The 16,580-nt window shown below is 52.8% G+C and carries 15 protein-coding genes and 3 pseudogenes; 7 read left to right on the forward strand and 11 right to left on the reverse strand.

Annotated elements, in window-relative coordinates; translation table 11 throughout:
- Window positions 1–71 precede the first annotated feature (71 nt).
- The 4 genes from fabF to ACYZT4_RS12560 form a co-directional block, all read right to left on the reverse strand.
- On the reverse strand, window positions 72–1,346 hold the full coding sequence (fabF, locus tag ACYZT4_RS12545; protein ID WP_461988174.1) for a beta-ketoacyl-ACP synthase II: 1,275 nt from the start codon (window positions 1,344–1,346) through the stop codon (window positions 72–74).
- Between the two features lie 31 nt (window positions 1,347–1,377).
- Window positions 1,378–2,172, reverse strand: coding sequence for an SDR family NAD(P)-dependent oxidoreductase (locus ACYZT4_RS12550; RefSeq protein ID WP_461988175.1), 795 nt, complete (start codon window positions 2,170–2,172; stop codon window positions 1,378–1,380).
- A 191-nt stretch (window positions 2,173–2,363) separates the two neighbouring features.
- Entirely contained in the window at window positions 2,364–2,699 is a 336-nt protein-coding gene (locus tag ACYZT4_RS12555; protein ID WP_461988177.1) for a ComEA family DNA-binding protein, read from the reverse strand.
- A 111-nt stretch (window positions 2,700–2,810) separates the two neighbouring features.
- Window positions 2,811–4,805 (reverse strand): polysaccharide biosynthesis protein, encoded by a 1,995-nt coding sequence (locus ACYZT4_RS12560; RefSeq protein WP_461988664.1) that lies wholly within the window; start codon window positions 4,803–4,805, stop codon window positions 2,811–2,813.
- 347 nt (window positions 4,806–5,152) lie between these two features.
- Between ACYZT4_RS12560 and ACYZT4_RS12565 the strand changes: the two genes are divergently transcribed.
- The 5 genes from ACYZT4_RS12565 to ACYZT4_RS12585 all read left to right on the forward strand — a co-directional run bounded on the left by ACYZT4_RS12565 (window position 5,153) and on the right by ACYZT4_RS12585 (window position 9,697).
- Complete coding sequence (locus ACYZT4_RS12565; RefSeq protein WP_461988178.1) at window positions 5,153–5,401, forward strand: hypothetical protein; 249 nt, start codon at window positions 5,153–5,155, stop codon at window positions 5,399–5,401.
- A 51-nt stretch (window positions 5,402–5,452) separates the two neighbouring features.
- Window positions 5,453–6,580 carry a non-hydrolyzing UDP-N-acetylglucosamine 2-epimerase gene (gene wecB, locus ACYZT4_RS12570; protein WP_461988180.1) on the forward strand — a complete coding sequence of 376 codons (1,128 nt, stop codon included), beginning with the start codon at window positions 5,453–5,455 and terminating at the stop codon, window positions 6,578–6,580.
- Between the two features lie 9 nt (window positions 6,581–6,589).
- Entirely contained in the window at window positions 6,590–7,855 is a 1,266-nt protein-coding gene (gene wecC, locus ACYZT4_RS12575; RefSeq protein ID WP_461988182.1) for a UDP-N-acetyl-D-mannosamine dehydrogenase, read from the forward strand.
- A 130-nt stretch (window positions 7,856–7,985) separates the two neighbouring features.
- The gene (locus ACYZT4_RS12580) at window positions 7,986–9,230 is read left to right on the forward strand and encodes a hypothetical protein (RefSeq protein WP_461988184.1); all 1,245 of its coding nucleotides are present in this window, start codon (window positions 7,986–7,988) and stop codon (window positions 9,228–9,230) included.
- A gap of 2 nt (window positions 9,231–9,232) precedes the next feature.
- The gene (locus ACYZT4_RS12585; protein WP_461988186.1) at window positions 9,233–9,697 is read left to right on the forward strand and encodes a serine O-acetyltransferase; all 465 of its coding nucleotides are present in this window, start codon (window positions 9,233–9,235) and stop codon (window positions 9,695–9,697) included.
- Here ACYZT4_RS12585 and ACYZT4_RS12590 read toward each other — a convergent pair.
- Window positions 9,692–9,907 carry a hypothetical protein gene (locus ACYZT4_RS12590; protein WP_461988831.1) on the reverse strand — a complete coding sequence of 72 codons (216 nt, stop codon included), beginning with the start codon at window positions 9,905–9,907 and terminating at the stop codon, window positions 9,692–9,694. The two genes, ACYZT4_RS12585 and ACYZT4_RS12590, sit on opposite strands and share 6 nt — an antisense overlap.
- Window positions 9,908–9,981: 74 nt before the next feature.
- Between ACYZT4_RS12590 and tnpB the strand changes: the two are divergent.
- A pseudogene (gene tnpB / locus ACYZT4_RS12595) lies at window positions 9,982–10,203 on the forward strand (IS66 family insertion sequence element accessory protein TnpB); the annotation flags it as partial.
- A gap of 91 nt (window positions 10,204–10,294) precedes the next feature.
- Window positions 10,295–10,486 (forward strand): annotated as a pseudogene (locus ACYZT4_RS12600) (transposase domain-containing protein); the annotation flags it as partial.
- 22 nt (window positions 10,487–10,508) lie between these two features.
- On the opposite strand, the pseudogene ACYZT4_RS12605 reads toward ACYZT4_RS12600, so the two are convergent.
- The 6 genes and pseudogenes from ACYZT4_RS12605 to ACYZT4_RS12630 form a co-directional block, all read right to left on the reverse strand.
- Window positions 10,509–10,685: pseudogene (locus ACYZT4_RS12605) on the reverse strand (IS256 family transposase); the annotation flags it as partial.
- Window positions 10,686–10,966: 281 nt separating this feature from the next.
- Window positions 10,967–12,145 carry a DegT/DnrJ/EryC1/StrS family aminotransferase gene (locus tag ACYZT4_RS12610; protein WP_461988188.1) on the reverse strand — a complete coding sequence of 393 codons (1,179 nt, stop codon included), beginning with the start codon at window positions 12,143–12,145 and terminating at the stop codon, window positions 10,967–10,969.
- Between the two features lie 91 nt (window positions 12,146–12,236).
- Window positions 12,237–12,863 carry a NeuD/PglB/VioB family sugar acetyltransferase gene (locus ACYZT4_RS12615; RefSeq protein WP_461988190.1) on the reverse strand — a complete coding sequence of 209 codons (627 nt, stop codon included), beginning with the start codon at window positions 12,861–12,863 and terminating at the stop codon, window positions 12,237–12,239.
- Complete coding sequence (locus ACYZT4_RS12620; RefSeq protein ID WP_461988191.1) at window positions 12,860–13,456, reverse strand: sugar transferase; 597 nt, start codon at window positions 13,454–13,456, stop codon at window positions 12,860–12,862. The genes ACYZT4_RS12615 and ACYZT4_RS12620 overlap by 4 nt, the downstream gene beginning before the upstream one ends.
- Before the next feature lie 56 nt (window positions 13,457–13,512).
- Window positions 13,513–14,730 carry a glycosyltransferase family 4 protein gene (locus ACYZT4_RS12625; RefSeq protein ID WP_461988192.1) on the reverse strand — a complete coding sequence of 406 codons (1,218 nt, stop codon included), beginning with the start codon at window positions 14,728–14,730 and terminating at the stop codon, window positions 13,513–13,515.
- On the reverse strand, window positions 14,727–16,577 hold the full coding sequence (locus ACYZT4_RS12630; protein WP_461988193.1) for a heparinase II/III domain-containing protein: 1,851 nt from the start codon (window positions 16,575–16,577) through the stop codon (window positions 14,727–14,729). The genes ACYZT4_RS12625 and ACYZT4_RS12630 overlap by 4 nt, the downstream gene beginning before the upstream one ends.
- Between the last annotated feature and the right edge of the window lie 3 nt (window positions 16,578–16,580).

Genomic DNA, 16,580 nt, shown 5'->3' on the forward strand with positions numbered 1-16,580 from the left:
CAGCAATCACTATCCGTGCCAAATCTATGCTGGCGAGGTCAGCGTACTCACGCCAGCGCGAAAAACCGCGACTAGCCTTCCCAGCGCTTAAACAACACGCTTGCATTGACCCCTCCAAAGCCAAAGCCATTGGACAGCGCGTATTCAATCGCCATCGGCCGCGCCTGACCGTGAACAATGTCGACACCTTGCGCTGCAGGGTTCGGATTATCGAGGTTGAGCGTGGGCGGTACGATCTGATCACGGATCGCCAGCAGCGTAAAAATCGCTTCAATGCCGCCCGCGGCACCCAGCAAATGCCCGGTGGCCGACTTCGTCGACGTCACCGCAATCCCGTTCTGCGCGCCGAACAGCGACTTGATGGCCGCCAACTCTCCGAGATCCCCAACCGGTGTCGAGGTGGCGTGAGCATTGAGATGCTGCACCTGCGCCGCCGAAACACCTGCCTGCGCCAACGCCAATGACATCGCCCGGCGCGCACCGCTGCCGTCCTCTGGGCCAGCGGTCAAATGATAGGCATCGGCGCTGGTGCCATAGCCCACCGGTTCCGCCAACGGCTGCGCGCCCCGGGCCAGCGCATGTTCCAGTGATTCGATCACCAGAAGGCCGGCGCCCTCACCCATCACAAAACCATCTCGATCGCGGTCGAACGGACGTGACGCACGTTCTGGGGTGTCGTTGTAGCCGCTGGACAAGGCGCGAGCCGCAGTAAAGCCCGCAAGACTCACGCGATCAATCGCCGCTTCAGCACCGCCGCACACCGCAATATCTGCTTCGCCGGAGCGAATCAGTCGCGCCGCATCACCAATCGCCTGAACGCCGGCGGCGCACGCCGTTACCGGAGCACCAAGTGGTCCCTTCAAACCGTGCTGGATCGAAACATGGCCCGCTGCAAGGTTGACCAGAAACGATGGAATGGTGAATGGCGACAATCGTCGCGGACCACGGCTGTCGGTCGTGCGCACCGCATCGGCAATCGCACCGAAACCACCGACACCCGAACCGATAGTGGTCGCCGTACGCTCCTGGGTTTCAGCCGTTTGAGGCTGCCAACCGGCTTGTTCAAGCGCCTGGCGTGCCGCCTCCATCGCGAACATGATGAAGCGGTCCATCTTCTTCTGTTCTTTGGGTGGCGTCGCCCGGTCCGGGTCAAAACCGGCCTCGGCATCTTCAACCATGGAAGGCACCGAGCCGCCGACCTTCGCCGGCAGATCAGCCACGACGTCGTCTGGCAAATTGCGGATGCCCGACCTGCCGGCCAACAAACGCGCCCAAACAGTTTCAACGCCACTACCCAGCGGCGATACCAAACCCATGCCGGTTACAACCACTCGACGATCACTCATCCCGCAAATTCCTCATACCCATTCATGGAGTTTACTTGTAACGAGCAGCGGCCTTGCTTTTGGACAGATTGGGCGCCAGAACATGCCGCGCCGCCACAAACGCCTGCCAGTCGGCAGCGTTGGGCAAAGAAGGAATAGTTACCAACTCCCCCTGATCCAGACCCGACAACGCCGCGTCCACCATCTCGCTGGCGTCCATGACCATGTCTGCCGGAATCTGATTCAGATCCATCCCGGCACGTTCCCAGATTTCCGTCCGCGTGACGCCAGGCAGCACCGCCTGCACCTTGACGCCGGTGCCTTCAAGCTCAGCGTTCAACGACTGGGTCAGACTCAATACATAAGCCTTGCTGGCGCTGTAAGTTACGTTGAAACGTTCGGGAAACAACGCCACTACCGAGCCAATATTGATAATCGTGGCCCGCCCCGCCCTGGCAAAACTGGCGGCGGCCGCAGAGGCAAGACGGGTGACCGCGGTGACGTTGAGCTGGATCAGCTTCTCCAGTTGATCCATGTCCGTATTAGCCAACAAACCATCTGCCGCCACGCCGGCATTGTTCAGCAACAGGCTGATGCTGGAATCGCTGCGCAGGCGCTGTTCGAGCTTGAGCACGCCGTCCTTCTGCGTGAGATTTGCCTTGAGCACCTCTATCTGCACGCCATGCTCGGCGCGCAATTTGGCGGCGGCGGCTTCGAGACGCTGCTCGTCGCGAGCTACAAGCAGCAGGTCATAACCTCGTGTGGCGAGGCGATCAGCATAGATCGCGCCGATGCCGGAGGATGCACCGGTGACGACGGCTGTGCCTTGGGTCTGGACAGAGTTCATGACATGACTTCCTCAAAGGATGAACGACAAGCGCCGTACTCAACACCTGCGCCAATTAATTATAGGCATAATTTAATGCGCATATGATAGTCGTAATTTTTATTACGCCGACGAAAGGCGTCTGCAATGTGCAGGTGCCAGAAAACAGAAAGGCCGGTCAATGACCGGCCTCGTGGGATTGATCTACAAGCTTAGTTCACCTCAAGCTTCTCGCGATTTTTGTCCAGGATAGCTTTGCCGATGCCCTTGACTTCGAGCAGCTCGTCTATCGAGGAAAACGGTCCATTGGTGTCACGATAGGCAACGATTGCCTTGGCTTTAGCCTCGCCCACACCGGCAAGCTCGCGCTGGAGCGTGGGGGCGTCGGCTAGATTCAGGTCGACTTTGTCCGACTGGACTTGAGGTGCGGCATCCATGACCATCGGCGCATTGCCCGCCTCCGGTTTGGCGAAGGGCGCAGCGACAGCAGTGACCGAGGCGCTGGTTAGCAGGGCGAAAATCAGAGAAGCAAAATAGCCAGTACGCATTGTGACGCTCCATAACATCGATTGGGAAAGCAACTTTTCCGAAGCTGCCTCCCAAACTTAGGCGATGTGTGAAGCTTGTCAAAAACGTGGTTATTGCAGGATGTGAAGCAATCAGGGTTCAAGGCGACGTTGCTGGTAAATCCAGTCAACGATTTCACCGTCAGGGGCATAGCCGCTGACAGTTTCACGCAACAGTTGCCTGACTCTTGCGTAATCATCGTTGTCAACGGCGGCCAGCAGCTCTACCAGTCTCGCCGTGAGAACTTCCCAAGTCAGATAGTCTTCATTTGCAGTCATGATCATCGGATGCTGCGTCGCCGAAACGTTATCTCCGATCAACAACTCTTCGTAGAGTTTTTCCCCCGGCCGCAATCCAGTGAATTCAATGGCGATGTCGCCATGCACATTCTTTTCAGAGCGAACACTCAGTCCCGACAAATGGATCATCTTCTCGGCCAATTCGACGATTTTGACTGGTTCGCCCATATCGAGTACGAAAACATCACCCCCCTGCCCCATTGAACCCGCTTGAATGACCAATTGTGCAGCTTCGGGAATGGTCATGAAATAACGGGTGATTTTCGGGTGCGTGACGGTTAAGGGGCCGCCGGCCTTGATCTGTTTGTGAAACAGTGGAATGACCGAGCCTGATGAGCCGAGCACGTTGCCGAACCTGACCATCGTGAATCGGGTTTTGTTGACCCGGGACACGCAAGCGGGATCACCAAACAGCACTGGAGCCTTCTCCTTGCTGAGCGCCTGGAGCGTCATCTCGGCGAGTCGCTTCGTACTTCCCATGACATTGGTCGGACGCACCGCTTTGTCTGTAGAAATAAGGACAAAGTTAGCCACTCCCGCCTTCAGGGCGGCCTGAGCCGTATTCAAAGTGCCTATGACGTTGTTCAGAACACCTTCCGCAATATTGTGTTCGACCATAGGCACATGTTTATATGCCGCAGCGTGATAAACCGTGTCAACACGCCAGGTATTCATGACATCCAGCAACTTTTCCTCGTTGCGGACAGAGCCTAGGATCGGCAACAGTTTTACTGATAGCGACTCGCGTGCCACGCGCTGTTCGAGCTCGGACAGGATACTGTAAAGATTGAACTCGCTATGTTCGAATAACAGTAACGTTTTCGGTCTGAGTTCAATGATTTGACGGCACAACTCTGAACCAATCGACCCCCCTGCACCGGTCACCATGACGGACTGATGGGTAATGCAATGCTCCAGCAATTCCCCTTGTGCTGGCACGGAATCGCGGCCAAGCAAGTCGGCGATATCGACCTCCTGGATATCGTCCACCTTGACTCGTCCACTCGCCAGATCCATAAAACCCGGCACGCTGCGAACATGTAATGGAAAACGTTCTAGAAAACCCAGGATTTCCCTGCGGCGCCCTCGGCTTGCAGAAGGTACAGCGAGCAAAATCTCCTGAGCTCCGGTGGTGTCAATCATCTGTTGGATATGCTTAGGTTTAAACACCTGCAAACCCGCGATTACACGACTCGCAATGGTTCCGTCATCATCAATGAACGCCACGGGGCGCATGGCTCGCCCCATTCGCAACGCGGCTACAAGTTGGTTGCCTGCCGCCCCAGCGCCATAAATAGCGACTCTGGGCAACCCATCGTCGACGTTGGCGAAAGGTACATGCTGCGCGGCAACAAACCAATCGCCCGAAAAATACTGACGCATAGCCAATCTCAACCCGCCTATCATCACAAGGCTGAGCCACCAATAGTTGAAAACGATTGATCGGGGAACGATGGTTTGATGGTTGCTGTACCAATACACCAAAAGCCCCAGGATGAGAGCAGAAAGACTGACGGCTTTCCCTATAGCAATCAGAGCGTCATTGCCAACATAGCGCAATACCGCCCGGTACATGCCAAATCGGATAAACAGAGGAATGGCGACAACGGGAGCGCTGAGGAACAACCACCAATGCTGTTGGATCGGGTTGTTCAATTCGTCGATCCCTAAACGTACGACAAATGCCATCCATAAAGAGACCCAAACCAACACGATATCTGCAACTACTTGCAGAACGCGTTTATGTCTGCGGGGGAGGTGTAACAAAAAAGATCTTATTCTATCCATAACCTTATCCAGCACCTTTCAAGCTCCCGAAACCAAAAAAACCTTCCTGCGTAGAATAAAAATGGCGGACTTGGATTGACGTCAGTTCCCAATGCCATTCCTGCTGCTTCCCAAGCTCCCTCGCGAGACGCCAAAAATACACCCGCGCGCTTTAGCGCAGGAAGCTACTTATAATACCTAGGTTGGGCCAAAAGTCCTTTGAAAATCCCCCTGAGCGGCTTGAAATTGAATCTCAAGCTGAGCCTGCGCGGGCACCTCCCTGATGGCGCTGATCCGGCAAGACGCTGCTCCCCAAACCGGGAGGGGCTGAGCCCTTCGCGCTTTCGCCCAGCACCAAGACGGGACTCGTGATCAAAATCAAACAGGCCGGGCGACTTTCTCAACGTCGCAACCTTGGAAACGACCAGGAAAAGAAGGCTATAATCAGCCGAATTTATTTCGGGAAAAAAGGTATTGATTCTCAATATCTGCGAAGGAGCATCGCATTGGCTGGCCTGCGTGACTCAATTTCGGATGCCCCTGCTGCTGCAGTCCGGGCTGAGCATGTCCAGACTCAGGGCACGAGTGGGGAATATCGAGGCAACCTTTCTAATTAATGTAATTGGGTACAGAAGTCGAATTTTTTTACTTTTAATAGCGGTGTATCAATGACCTTAAAAACCTTATGTGTGTTCGGCACCCGGCCTGAAGCAATTAAGATGGCTCCTTTGGCACTGTCTCTTGCCGCAGACGAACGCTTCGATGCCAAAGTATGCGTTACCGGCCAGCATCGCCAGATGCTCGATCAGGTGCTGAATCTATTCGAAATTTCGCCAGACTTCGATCTTAATGTCATGAAGCCAGGCCAGGATTTGACGGACGTTACAACGACAATCCTGCTAGGAATGAAAGGCGTTTTCGCTGAATTCACACCGGACATTGTCCTGGTCCATGGAGACACTGCGACCACGTTCGCCGTGACACTGGCTGCTTACTATCAACAAATACCCGTCGCACATGTCGAGGCAGGACTGCGGACAGGCAACTTATATTCGCCGTGGCCAGAAGAAGCTAACCGGAAACTGACGGGGGCACTGGCGACCCTGCATTTTGCCCCCACGGATACGTCCAGGCAAAATCTGCTCAGGGAAGGCGTCAATCCTGACTCCGTGCACGTGACGGGCAATACGGTCATTGACGCGCTTCTGGATGTCGTCGGCAGAGTCAACAACAACACCGATCTCCAAGCAACGTTCCATGAACAGTTTTCGTTCATCGGTGATGGAAAACGAGTGATCCTGGTAACAGGCCATCGGCGGGAAAGTTTCGGCGATGGTTTTGAAAAAATTTGCCAGGCGCTGGTCAATACCGCCAGAGATTTTCCCGATGTGGAAATCGTTTATCCCGTACACCTGAATCCAAACGTACGCGAACCGGTCAACAGACTGCTCGCGGGAATCAATAATGTTCATTTGATTGAACCACTGGATTATTTGCCATTTGTTTATCTCATGGATCGTTCCTATTTGATCCTGAGTGATTCCGGCGGTATACAGGAAGAAGCACCCTCTCTCGGCAAACCGGTTCTAGTGATGCGCGACACCACCGAGCGTCCGGAAGCAGTGGCCGCCGGCACTGTGAAGCTGGTTGGTACCGAGATCGACGTAATTACCAGCAACCTGAGCCGTCTGCTGACAGACTCCGATGCCTATCGCCAGATGAGCTTTGCTCACAACCCATACGGTGACGGCAAGGCGTGCGCCCGGATTCTTGAAACCCTCGCTCAAATCAAATAAGGCTATGACATGAATTTTGAAACAATCTCCGTTATTGGCCTCGGCTATATCGGACTCCCCACCGCCGCAGTTTTTGCGGCTCGCAAGAAAAAAGTAATTGGCGTCGACGTTAATCCGCATGCAGTTGCCACAATTAATCGTGGTGAAATACACATCATCGAACCCGATCTGGATATCGTTGTGCGCGCAGCGGTAACCGAAGGTTATCTACGCGCTACCACTATTGCAGAGCCCGCCGACGCTTTTTTGATTGCAGTACCGACCCCCTTCAAAGGCGATCATGAACCCGACCTGTCCTACATCGAGTCCGCCAGTAAAGCCATTGCTCCTGTATTAAAGAAGGGCGACTTGGTCATCCTAGAGTCGACCTCCCCAGTGGGGGCGACGGAGCAAATGTCCGCGTGGCTCGCAGAAGCACGCCCCGACCTGAGCTTTCCGCAGACCAAAGGGGAAGAGTCGGACATTCGAATTGCACATTGTCCTGAGCGCGTCTTGCCTGGGCATGTGCTCCGTGAACTGATTGAAAATGACCGGATCATTGGCGGCTTGACAACGAAGTGCTCGGACGCCGCCATGCGCCTGTACAAAACATTTGTGGAAGGCAAATGCATCATCACCGATGCACGCACTGCAGAAATGTGCAAACTCACCGAAAACAGCTTTCGTGATGTGAATATTGCATTTGCCAACGAGCTTTCGATTATTTGCGAAAAACTGGATATCAGTGTGTGGGAGTTGATTGGTCTTGCTAACCATCACCCTCGCGTTAACATTTTGCAACCGGGGCCGGGGGTTGGCGGCCACTGTATCGCCGTGGACCCGTGGTTTATTGTCAGTAAAACACCTGAGGAAGCTCGATTAATCCGTACGGCAAGGCAGGTGAATGACAGCAAACCGCAATGGGTACTCGACCAGGTTCGAATCGCGATCGGTAAGCATCTTCAAGGCAATCCTACAAAAACCGCCGCCGATGTCACAATCGCCTGTTTGGGCTTGGCCTTCAAACCCGACATTGATGACCTGCGCGAAAGTCCTTCAGTCGAAATCACACTACAAATTGCAGAATCTCACCCGGGTACCGTTCTGGCTGTAGAACCCAATATTGAAAATCTTCCTACAAAACTGCAAGGAACCGCTGTACTGAGCGACATTGATCAGGCCTTGGCCAGCGCCGATGTCGTCGTTTTGCTTGTAGACCATAGCGTGTTTAAAACTATTGCGAAAAGCCGTCTGGCTTCGATTCAAGTTATCGACACACGTGGTATTTGGAGCTGACGGCTTCTTGACTTGATTTTGACCGAGATATAGGTGGCTGGTTGAGCACCTATGCCTCGCATCATAAAGCGCCCGCACTCTTCAAATCTGGCGGCCGCATTATGAAAACGCTAAGTTAAGAGGTTTCAGAATGATCAATCTGCTAATTCAGATTCTAACTCTATTCAGTGGTCTGGTTGTAAATTTTGTAATACCAAGCCTGTACGGCCTAGCGGCGTACGGCGAGTTCATCAAAGCGAACGTTCTGGTTTTTTTATTTCAAAAACTGTTAGACATCATTAATGAACAGTTGATTGCCACTGCGCAGGCCAAACACATTTTTGTGACGTCATTATTTATTGCGACGTTAATTTTTTCCATATTCACGGCCGTGAATCTCACAACTGATATTGGCAGCCCTTTATTACTGGGTGTAATGCTCTTGAGTTCAGCCTGTTTGCTCTCGTTATATGCGCTTAGGCTTCAGCGGTTCATTTTTGGGTATTTGGTTATTTTTCTCTGCACCTTCTTCGTGTCCTTGTTTGCAAGTTATCGGAACATCTTGCCGCTTAGCATCGCGGATGTGCTAATCATCACCAACCTCTTTCCTTGTCTGTTTGCTGTCGTTGTACTACTCAGACAGGGTGCAACGCTGCCAATAGGTAAAGAACTTGTCGCCGCACTTCATCACGTGATCCTGGCGCTGCCTAGAATGGTGTCGATTACTCTGGTTTTTAATCTTTTTACCAATATTCTCCCCTTCATACTTTCAAAAAGCCTTCCGGTTCGAGATCTGGGGCTATTCAGAGTAATTGTCTCAATCATTCAATCAGCCACGAGTTTATTCCCGATCAATGTCAGATCGGTATTTGTTTCGTTTGTTTCGGGAGACAAGATCCATGAGCAATATAAAACGATCATGTCAACCGCGCTGCTTTATTTTGCGTTACTTGGCCTAGGCGGCTACGCTTTGGGTTGGTTGTTCCCGCAGTACTCCCCCTACCTGACATTGCTTCCATGTCTGCCCGTTTTATACTGGACGGTCGTGACAGAACGATACCTTGTTGCGTCTGGTGCTCAGAGAGGGGTAATTATCGCCAACCTGACCACGGGCACTTTCGCAGTAGTCGGTATGTTCATATTTGTGAAGGATATCAAGCAGGCGGAACTTTTTTACGCGCTGGGCTTTTCCCTCTATCTTTTGATGCTTAGCTTTATATGCCAACCCGGCAACAGTCGCCCCGTCATTTTATGGGTCGCTTGTCTTTCGCCACTCGCGGTACTGTTGGAAACTATCGGCACGATGTGGGGTGCACTTTATATGTGCTCACTCGTGATCATCGCAATCTGGGTTCTCCGGCTACGCCTGGGGGATATTCGCACATTGAGGTTTTGACAATGAATGCCGTTAAGCTTTATCGGATCGGGAACTGGTTCTACAAGCGTCGCGTGCCGATCGTTCCTAGCATCGTTCGAAATGTGATTTTTCTGCTATTCAATTCATATATCCCGGTTTCTGCGACCATTGGCAAAGGCTCGGTTTTCGCCTATGGCGCGATTGGCGTCGTAGTCCATGCCAATGCACGGGTTGGCAGTGGGTGCGTCCTGGGCCAGGGCATCACAATCGGCGCAGCGGAAGGATACGTATCCAATGAGGTCAATAAGTGCCCTGTGATAGGAGACAACTGCTACATCGGTGCAGGGGCGAAAATAATTGGGGACATCAAAATAGGGAACAACTGCCAGATTGGTGCTTCGGCGGTTGTATTGACGGATGTGCCTGACAATTCGATTGTAGTCGGAATACCCGCCAGAGTTGTAGGGCGTACGTCTACAGACTACAGAGCGATACGGTTGTCATAATCGTGTGAGATATGCATCGCCAAGCAGCATAAGTACCACCCGGCCGAGAGGGTGTCCCTGATTTTGTGTAAACGGGATTTCTATTAAACCGTCAACAGCCGATCTTCGAACTGGATACTGAAGCGATTCAAGGCCGCTTTCCAGTCCCGGATCGGCATTGTCCACTTCTTGCTGATGTTGTTCAGCGCCAGATAAAAGTAAGCGCTCCATGAACCCCACATTCAAAGCGCTTAGCTGATCCCGGATGCTGTGCTCCCGATTCCCTCAGGAGCCAGCTCGCCATGATGCGACCCGATGCCAAAGTCGAAAAAGTGTATCTGTACCCCAAGCCGGTCGACTTCCGAAAATCCATCGACGGCTTGGCTGCGCTGGTCGAGCTGGATATTAAAGTCGCAGTATTCGACCCCGTGCTTTTCGTCTTCCTCAACAAGCCCCGCAACCGAGTGAAGATTTTATATTGGGAGCGCAACGGCTTCTGCCTTTGGCTCAAGCGCCTCGAGTCCGAACGATTCAAAACATCGCCTGACGCCACCGACGGTAAGCGCTCCATAAACCCCACCTACTTCAAGGTGGGTGGGGTTTATGGAGCGCTTACGGTTGTTCAGCGACACGCCCAAGGGTGCCACCGCCAGTGCGCAGATCTACAGTTTGGTCGAGACCGCCAAGGTCAACGGCCAGGAGCCTTATACGTGGCTGCGCCACGTACTGGAAAGACTGCCGCAGGCACAATCGGTTGGGGACTACGAAGCCTTGCTGCCATGGAACTGCTCGCCAGAGATGCCACGGTAAACGACTACCTCATATGGAGGTAGGTGTAGTTCGTGGATCGCTTACGTTCGACCAGCATTTTGGTCAGCTGTTTGAGCAGGCCGTTTTCGCCGATGAGATCTTCGGGCTTTTTGTAATTGGCCAGCAGACTGTCGGCCAGTTTGACCAGTTCAGGATCAGGCTTGACTCGTTTGGCGCGCTTGGGTTTTGGCTCGGTCATTGGATTTCCTTGGGGTAGGCAGTTTCCTGCCAAATGACCGTTTACACAAAACTAATTACACCCTCCCGAACGAGGCTGCTTCGCATCAAGAGGGAAGCGCTGCAGCCCGTAGAAGGGATTAAACATTAATCCTGCGAGTCCTACTGGCCGTCAGCGCTAGCGAGCCATTAACCCCAGGACGCATGAAGACAACCTGCGCCATGGGGCTCTGCCTTCATCCATTCGAAACAATCAGTATATCGACGACGGACGGGAAGAATGGCAAATTCGCGATTGCATGATTAATCTGCAATCGCTTCATTCATGACTTCGCCCAGCACCCGGCACGTCTTATCGATTTCGACAGCAGCCAGCGTTGGATGCACCATGAACATCAAACTTGTTTCACCGAGTTCCTGGGCAACCCGCAGACGCTCAAGGGGGCGCCATTCCGTATTATCAAAGGCCTTCTCAAGGTAAACTTCCGAGCAAGAGCCGGAGAAACACGGAACCCCTCGTGCAGCGATTTCGTTGAGAACCCGGTCTCTGCTCCAATCGGGCTTCAAAGTGTCCGGTTCAATAAATACATAGCACTTGTATGCCGCGTGCAAGTATTCAGCTGGTATAACGGGCACTCGCAAACCAGCCAACTGTTGAGCTGCTTCCCAAATCTTACGTGAATTGGCCAAGCGAACGTCTTGCCATTGCTGCATGCGGCGCAGCTGGATTCGACCTAACACCCCCTGCGTTTCCAACATACGCCAGTTGGTCCCAAAGCTTTCATGCAACCAACGGAAACCGGGCGCATGTTCTCGCTCGTAGACCGCCTCCCAGCTTTTGCCATGATCTTTGTAGGACCACATGTCCGACCACAAATCACGATCGTTGGTCGTAACCATGCCTCCTTCACCGCCAGTGGTCATAATCTTGTCCTGGCAGAAAGACCATGCGCCTACATGTCCGATCGAGCCAACCGATCGTCCTTTGTATTTCGCCCCGTGAGCTTGCGCGCAGTCCTCTATCACCTTCAGATCATGCTCGTGCGCCAAGGTCATGATCGGGTCCATGTCGCAGGGCCATCCCGCCAGATGCACACAAACGACCGCCCGAGTACGAGGCGTTAACACCGCGGCGATTGTATCGGCCGTAATATTCTGCGAATCACGGTCGACGTCGGCGAAAACGGGCGTCGCTCCGGCGTTGACGATGCTCGACACGGATGCAAGGAAGGTCCTGGAGGTCACAATGACCTCATCCCCCGCGCCAATGTCTAACGCCCGAAACGCAAGGTCGAGAGCAACCGTACCATTTGCCAAGGCGATGGCATAACGGGTGCCGGTCCAAACGGCAAACTCCTTCTCGAACTCACGGCATTCCTGCCCAGTCCAGTAATTGACCTTGTTGGAAAGAATGACGTCACGCACCGCACTGGCTTCTTCTTCAGAAAAAGAAGGCCAAGGAGAAAAAGGAGAATTCAGCACAGCTCATATCCATTGTTTTCAAAATGACAATTAAGAAACACCACCCGCGTACATCCGATTCGTACTTTGAAGGGTGGTAGCTAATCAACGCTTAACCCTTTGAAACAACCTTTGCAGGTATGCCGACGGCCAATACATCATCCGGCAGATCGCTCACCACCGATGCACCCGCCCCGACAACGACCCCGCAACCGATTGTCACCAGTTGCCTTACACTGGCGCCAATGCCAACCCAGGTTCGGTCGGCTATGCTGACACCGCCAGCAAGCCTGGCACCGGGACTGATATGTACAGCGTCACCCAACAAGCAATCATGGTCAACACTGCAACCTGTATTGAGGATCGCCCCGAGTCCGATATTCGCATCGGCATTCACCACTGCCGCTGCAAATACCACGGAACCAATTCCAAGGTTAGCGTACTGGCTTACGAACGCCATTGGATGAATCAATGACACCACAGGAGCGCCGGCGCCGATCAGCGCCGCGAGCTTGACGGACCGAATGGCATTGTTGCCGATTGCCACAATCACACCGTCATAGCGCGTCAGTCGACCGAGTAACGCTGCCGAATCTCCCACTATTGACCAGTTGCCAATTTCCGTCCGGGCCGGCCACGCATCATCAAAGAACTCTACGAAGTCCCAGCCACAACATTGCGCGGTATCGGCAACAACCTTCCCGTGTCCACTGGCCCCGAGTATTGCCAGTGTTCTCATCGCTTATTACCTGTGAATTTGGTCATCGTGACCTCGCCTTCTGCGCTGATACCTTCCTGGACTAACACTTTCTTCAGCGTCATGAAAATGATCTTGACGTCAAGCCAAAACGACTGGTTCTCGACGTACCAAACGTCCAGCTTGAATTTTTCCTCCCAGCTTAGGGCATTTCGCCCGTTCACTTGCGCCCAACCGGTGACACCAGGGCGGAGATCATGACGGCGATTTTGCTCAGCGCTGTATAGCGGCAAATATTCCATCAACAGTGGGCGGGGGCCAACCAGGCTCATTTCACCTCGAAGCACATTCCACAGTTCCGGCAGTTCATCCAGGCTACTGGCTCGCAGAGTGTGCCCAAACGGGGTCATGCGCTCCGCGTCTGCCAAGACATTCCCCTGGTCATCGACAGCGTCGCGCATCGTCCGAAATTTCACCATCTGGAACGGCTTGCCGCAGTAGCCAGGGCGGGTCTGCTTGAAAAGTACGGGAGAACCGAGTTTTTGACGGATTTTCCAGGCCACAATCGCCATGACCGGCGCCAATAGAATGAGCGCGCATGAAGATGCAATGATGTCGATGAACCGTTTGAACATTGATGAGCCCGAATGTTGATTGAATGGGAATGGCGCCTCGCAAGTTCCGCGCATCCTCAGTGAGGAATACGTTCAAGCCAATCAACAAACTGATCAGCCAATACTTTTCGATCGAACTCTCTTATCGCCAATTCGCGACCCTTCAGCCCTTTAGATTTTAGACCAACCCGATCATCGGCCGCTTGCTCCAGCGCATCTGCGAACGCTTTGGGATCTTCGGGGGCAACGACATAGCCGCAGTCCTCCGCTTTGATCATCTCAGCAAGCCACCCCGGGTAGTTATTCAACACTGGAAGACCGGAGGCGATATAGTCAAAAAACTTATTGGGTGAGGTCCCGTAGTAGAAAGCGGGAACGTTTGCCAATATCTGAAGACCTATATCGGCGGAGACCATGAGGCCGGACAGCCGCGCTTTGTTGACTGGCTCATGAAAAATGACATTGTCCAGGTTCAACTTGCGAGCTCGTTCCATGAGCCCGGGCTTGAGCTTGCCCTGCCCCACCAAGACGAACCGAATGTCATCACGCCGTCGTGACTTCAGTTCTAGCGCGGCGTCGAGCACAGCGTCCAATTTATTGGCAACCCCGTGAGTTCCGGCAAATACCGCCAGCAAGTGGTGGGGGGCAACCCCCTCCGGCAGCCAAGGATCCGCGGGTGTATTGAATATTTCCAGGTCACATCCATTTGGAACCATAGCAATTTTTTCACGAGCTACACCTCGGTGTGCAATTCCCTCAACGATCCCGGGAGAGAGGCCAATCAACCGGTGAGCCGAGCGATAACTTACCCATTCCAGCGCTGACAGCGCGCCAAGAATAAGCGGGTGACGGATGACGCCCATGGCTTTTGGCAATTCTGGCCAAAGATCCCTCACTTCAAAAACAAAAGGTTTGTTCCGGAGCCAGCGGGCGAAAACGCCCGGAATTCCAGCCGTCAATGGCGTAGTGGTCGCAAACACCAGATCGTACTTTTCGGTTAATGCAATCCCAACACTGCGTGAGGCGAATTTTAAAAAACTCACGGCACGCGCGACGAGCCCTTGGCTGTTGGAATATGCGAGGTCCAGCTCAATGACTTTGATGCCGTCGACCATGCCACTGCGCTTGCCCGAGACAAAACCAACACTCAAGCCTGTCTGACCACCACTGTAACTACCACAAACCATCGTAACTTCATGCCCCCGGGCAATCAGCCTACGAGCCATTTCATAGGACCTGATTCCGACAGCTCCTTTCGGCGTTGAGAAGTGCTGGTGAAAATAGAGTACTTTCATAGTAGATCCTGTATGCTCACTTTTGTAGTCAACGCAGTGCGTCCTCTCGCATTGGCAATAAGCCGCGCACCTACTTGCTTGTCCAGATAGCGTATTGAGTACAACGAGCTCACATCTTCTACGGGAACGTCAAATTCCAGCAGGACGCCAGGCGCAATCGTAACGCCAGAGTCTGCTCTGACCGTGGTGCCTCCCAGATTATAAACAACTGCCCAGTCACAATCCTTAGGCCCTTGGTCTTTAATCAATACGCCTTTTTCTGAAAACAACAACTTACGTAGAAAAGTCTGACCTTTGGCGTTAGCTATACGAGCCAATACTTCATCGTCGCGCCCGCGTCTGGACACTGTAACGGTCGCATTCGGCCATTCGAGATAGAGAAAACGGCTAACCCGGTCGACAAATCTTTCCTTGTGCAAAAAAGGAACGTTATGCGCCGTGGCATCGTCGAAATAATCAATCAGCGAGTTATCGTCGGGGTTATAGCTATAGGTGCCCGAGTCGCGTAGAAGGTTGGCACCGTTAACCCACAGGTCAAAGTGTAAAAAATCCTGCTGCTGAGGTCTGAACTTATTGACGGGATATTTGAAAAACGCTCTATATGATGGTGTTGACACAGCGATCAAACCAAAAGAATCGTATTGCGAAAAGCCCGGTCTTTCTAATTTCTTAAATTCCACTTCACGACTGAAACAGAAGACCTTTCCACGCGCCGACTCGAACATCTCATCAACATCTAGCGAAAACACCGCCCCCATAAAAACGACCGAGGGCGAGAAATCGCCGAATGGGGAATATTGAACTGCATGCAGCGAACCATCATTGTGTCCTATATTAGGGGCTCCCCCGGAAGCTCCGTCGACCAACATCGACAGGAATGCGTGCATCCCTTGTACATGGCGCATATTTTCTGCGGATAGCCAAAAGCCGAGATCCAGAGCAACATCAATTACCTTTGATAAGGACAGAATATCGCAGACCGCACGGTGGTAGTTGACCGAATACATGGCGAATGACCCATCCTGTTGGATCAACCGCTTCATCACGCGATTAAGACGCCGTAAGTTACTCGTGTTTTCCAAGGGGCTGGCAACACTGATTCCGTAACTTTCCAGAAAATGAGAAGAGAAATAGAGAAACAGGCTTTCAGTCAAACTGTGATTGTTGTCCTGCGCCAAAGAATAGTCGATAGTCAGTTTCACTCGATCATAGGAAGCCTTGAGTAAAGCCAACAATCCTTCGCCGGGGCGCCTACCGCAGTGCGATTCGAAAAGGAACGTGCTGACCATCAAGTGGAGCCCCCGAATGGAGACTTCCTGACCGCACGCCCAATTCACGCCCTTGTGATAACCATTATCAATCACCCACGAACGCAACAATTCCTCGCATCTTTCCTGATAGCGCAGGCGTTCGTTTTCTTCCGTCGCTAGCGCCGCAGCAACCGCCAACTGGGTGACCCACTTGAATCGAGAAAGGTCCCAACACAGTTTCACATCAACGCCGGGACGCTTGTTGATTTCCACCGTTGAAAAATGCTCGGTCCGCGAATTGACATAGTCGAGCTTGTGCCATTGAGGCTGGCTCCCTTCGTAAATTTTTTCATCTTCGAAGCGACGAAACCATCCAGCGACGATCTCGTCTGCGCGTTCCGCTGAGACCGTCTGCAATGGCGATTGAGTGGCCGGATGGACCAAGGTATTTCTAGGAACCCAAAAATCGGCATCAACCGGAGCCTCGCCTACCGGCAGGGCTTTTTCGTAGAATTTATTGCGGAGGCGCAATCGATGACGAACGACCCTAAATATATTAATCAGACCCAAACGCCAGACTAATAATAATTTCAACATAAG

The sequence above is a fragment of the Pseudomonas sp. GB2N2 genome (assembly GCF_054897705.1).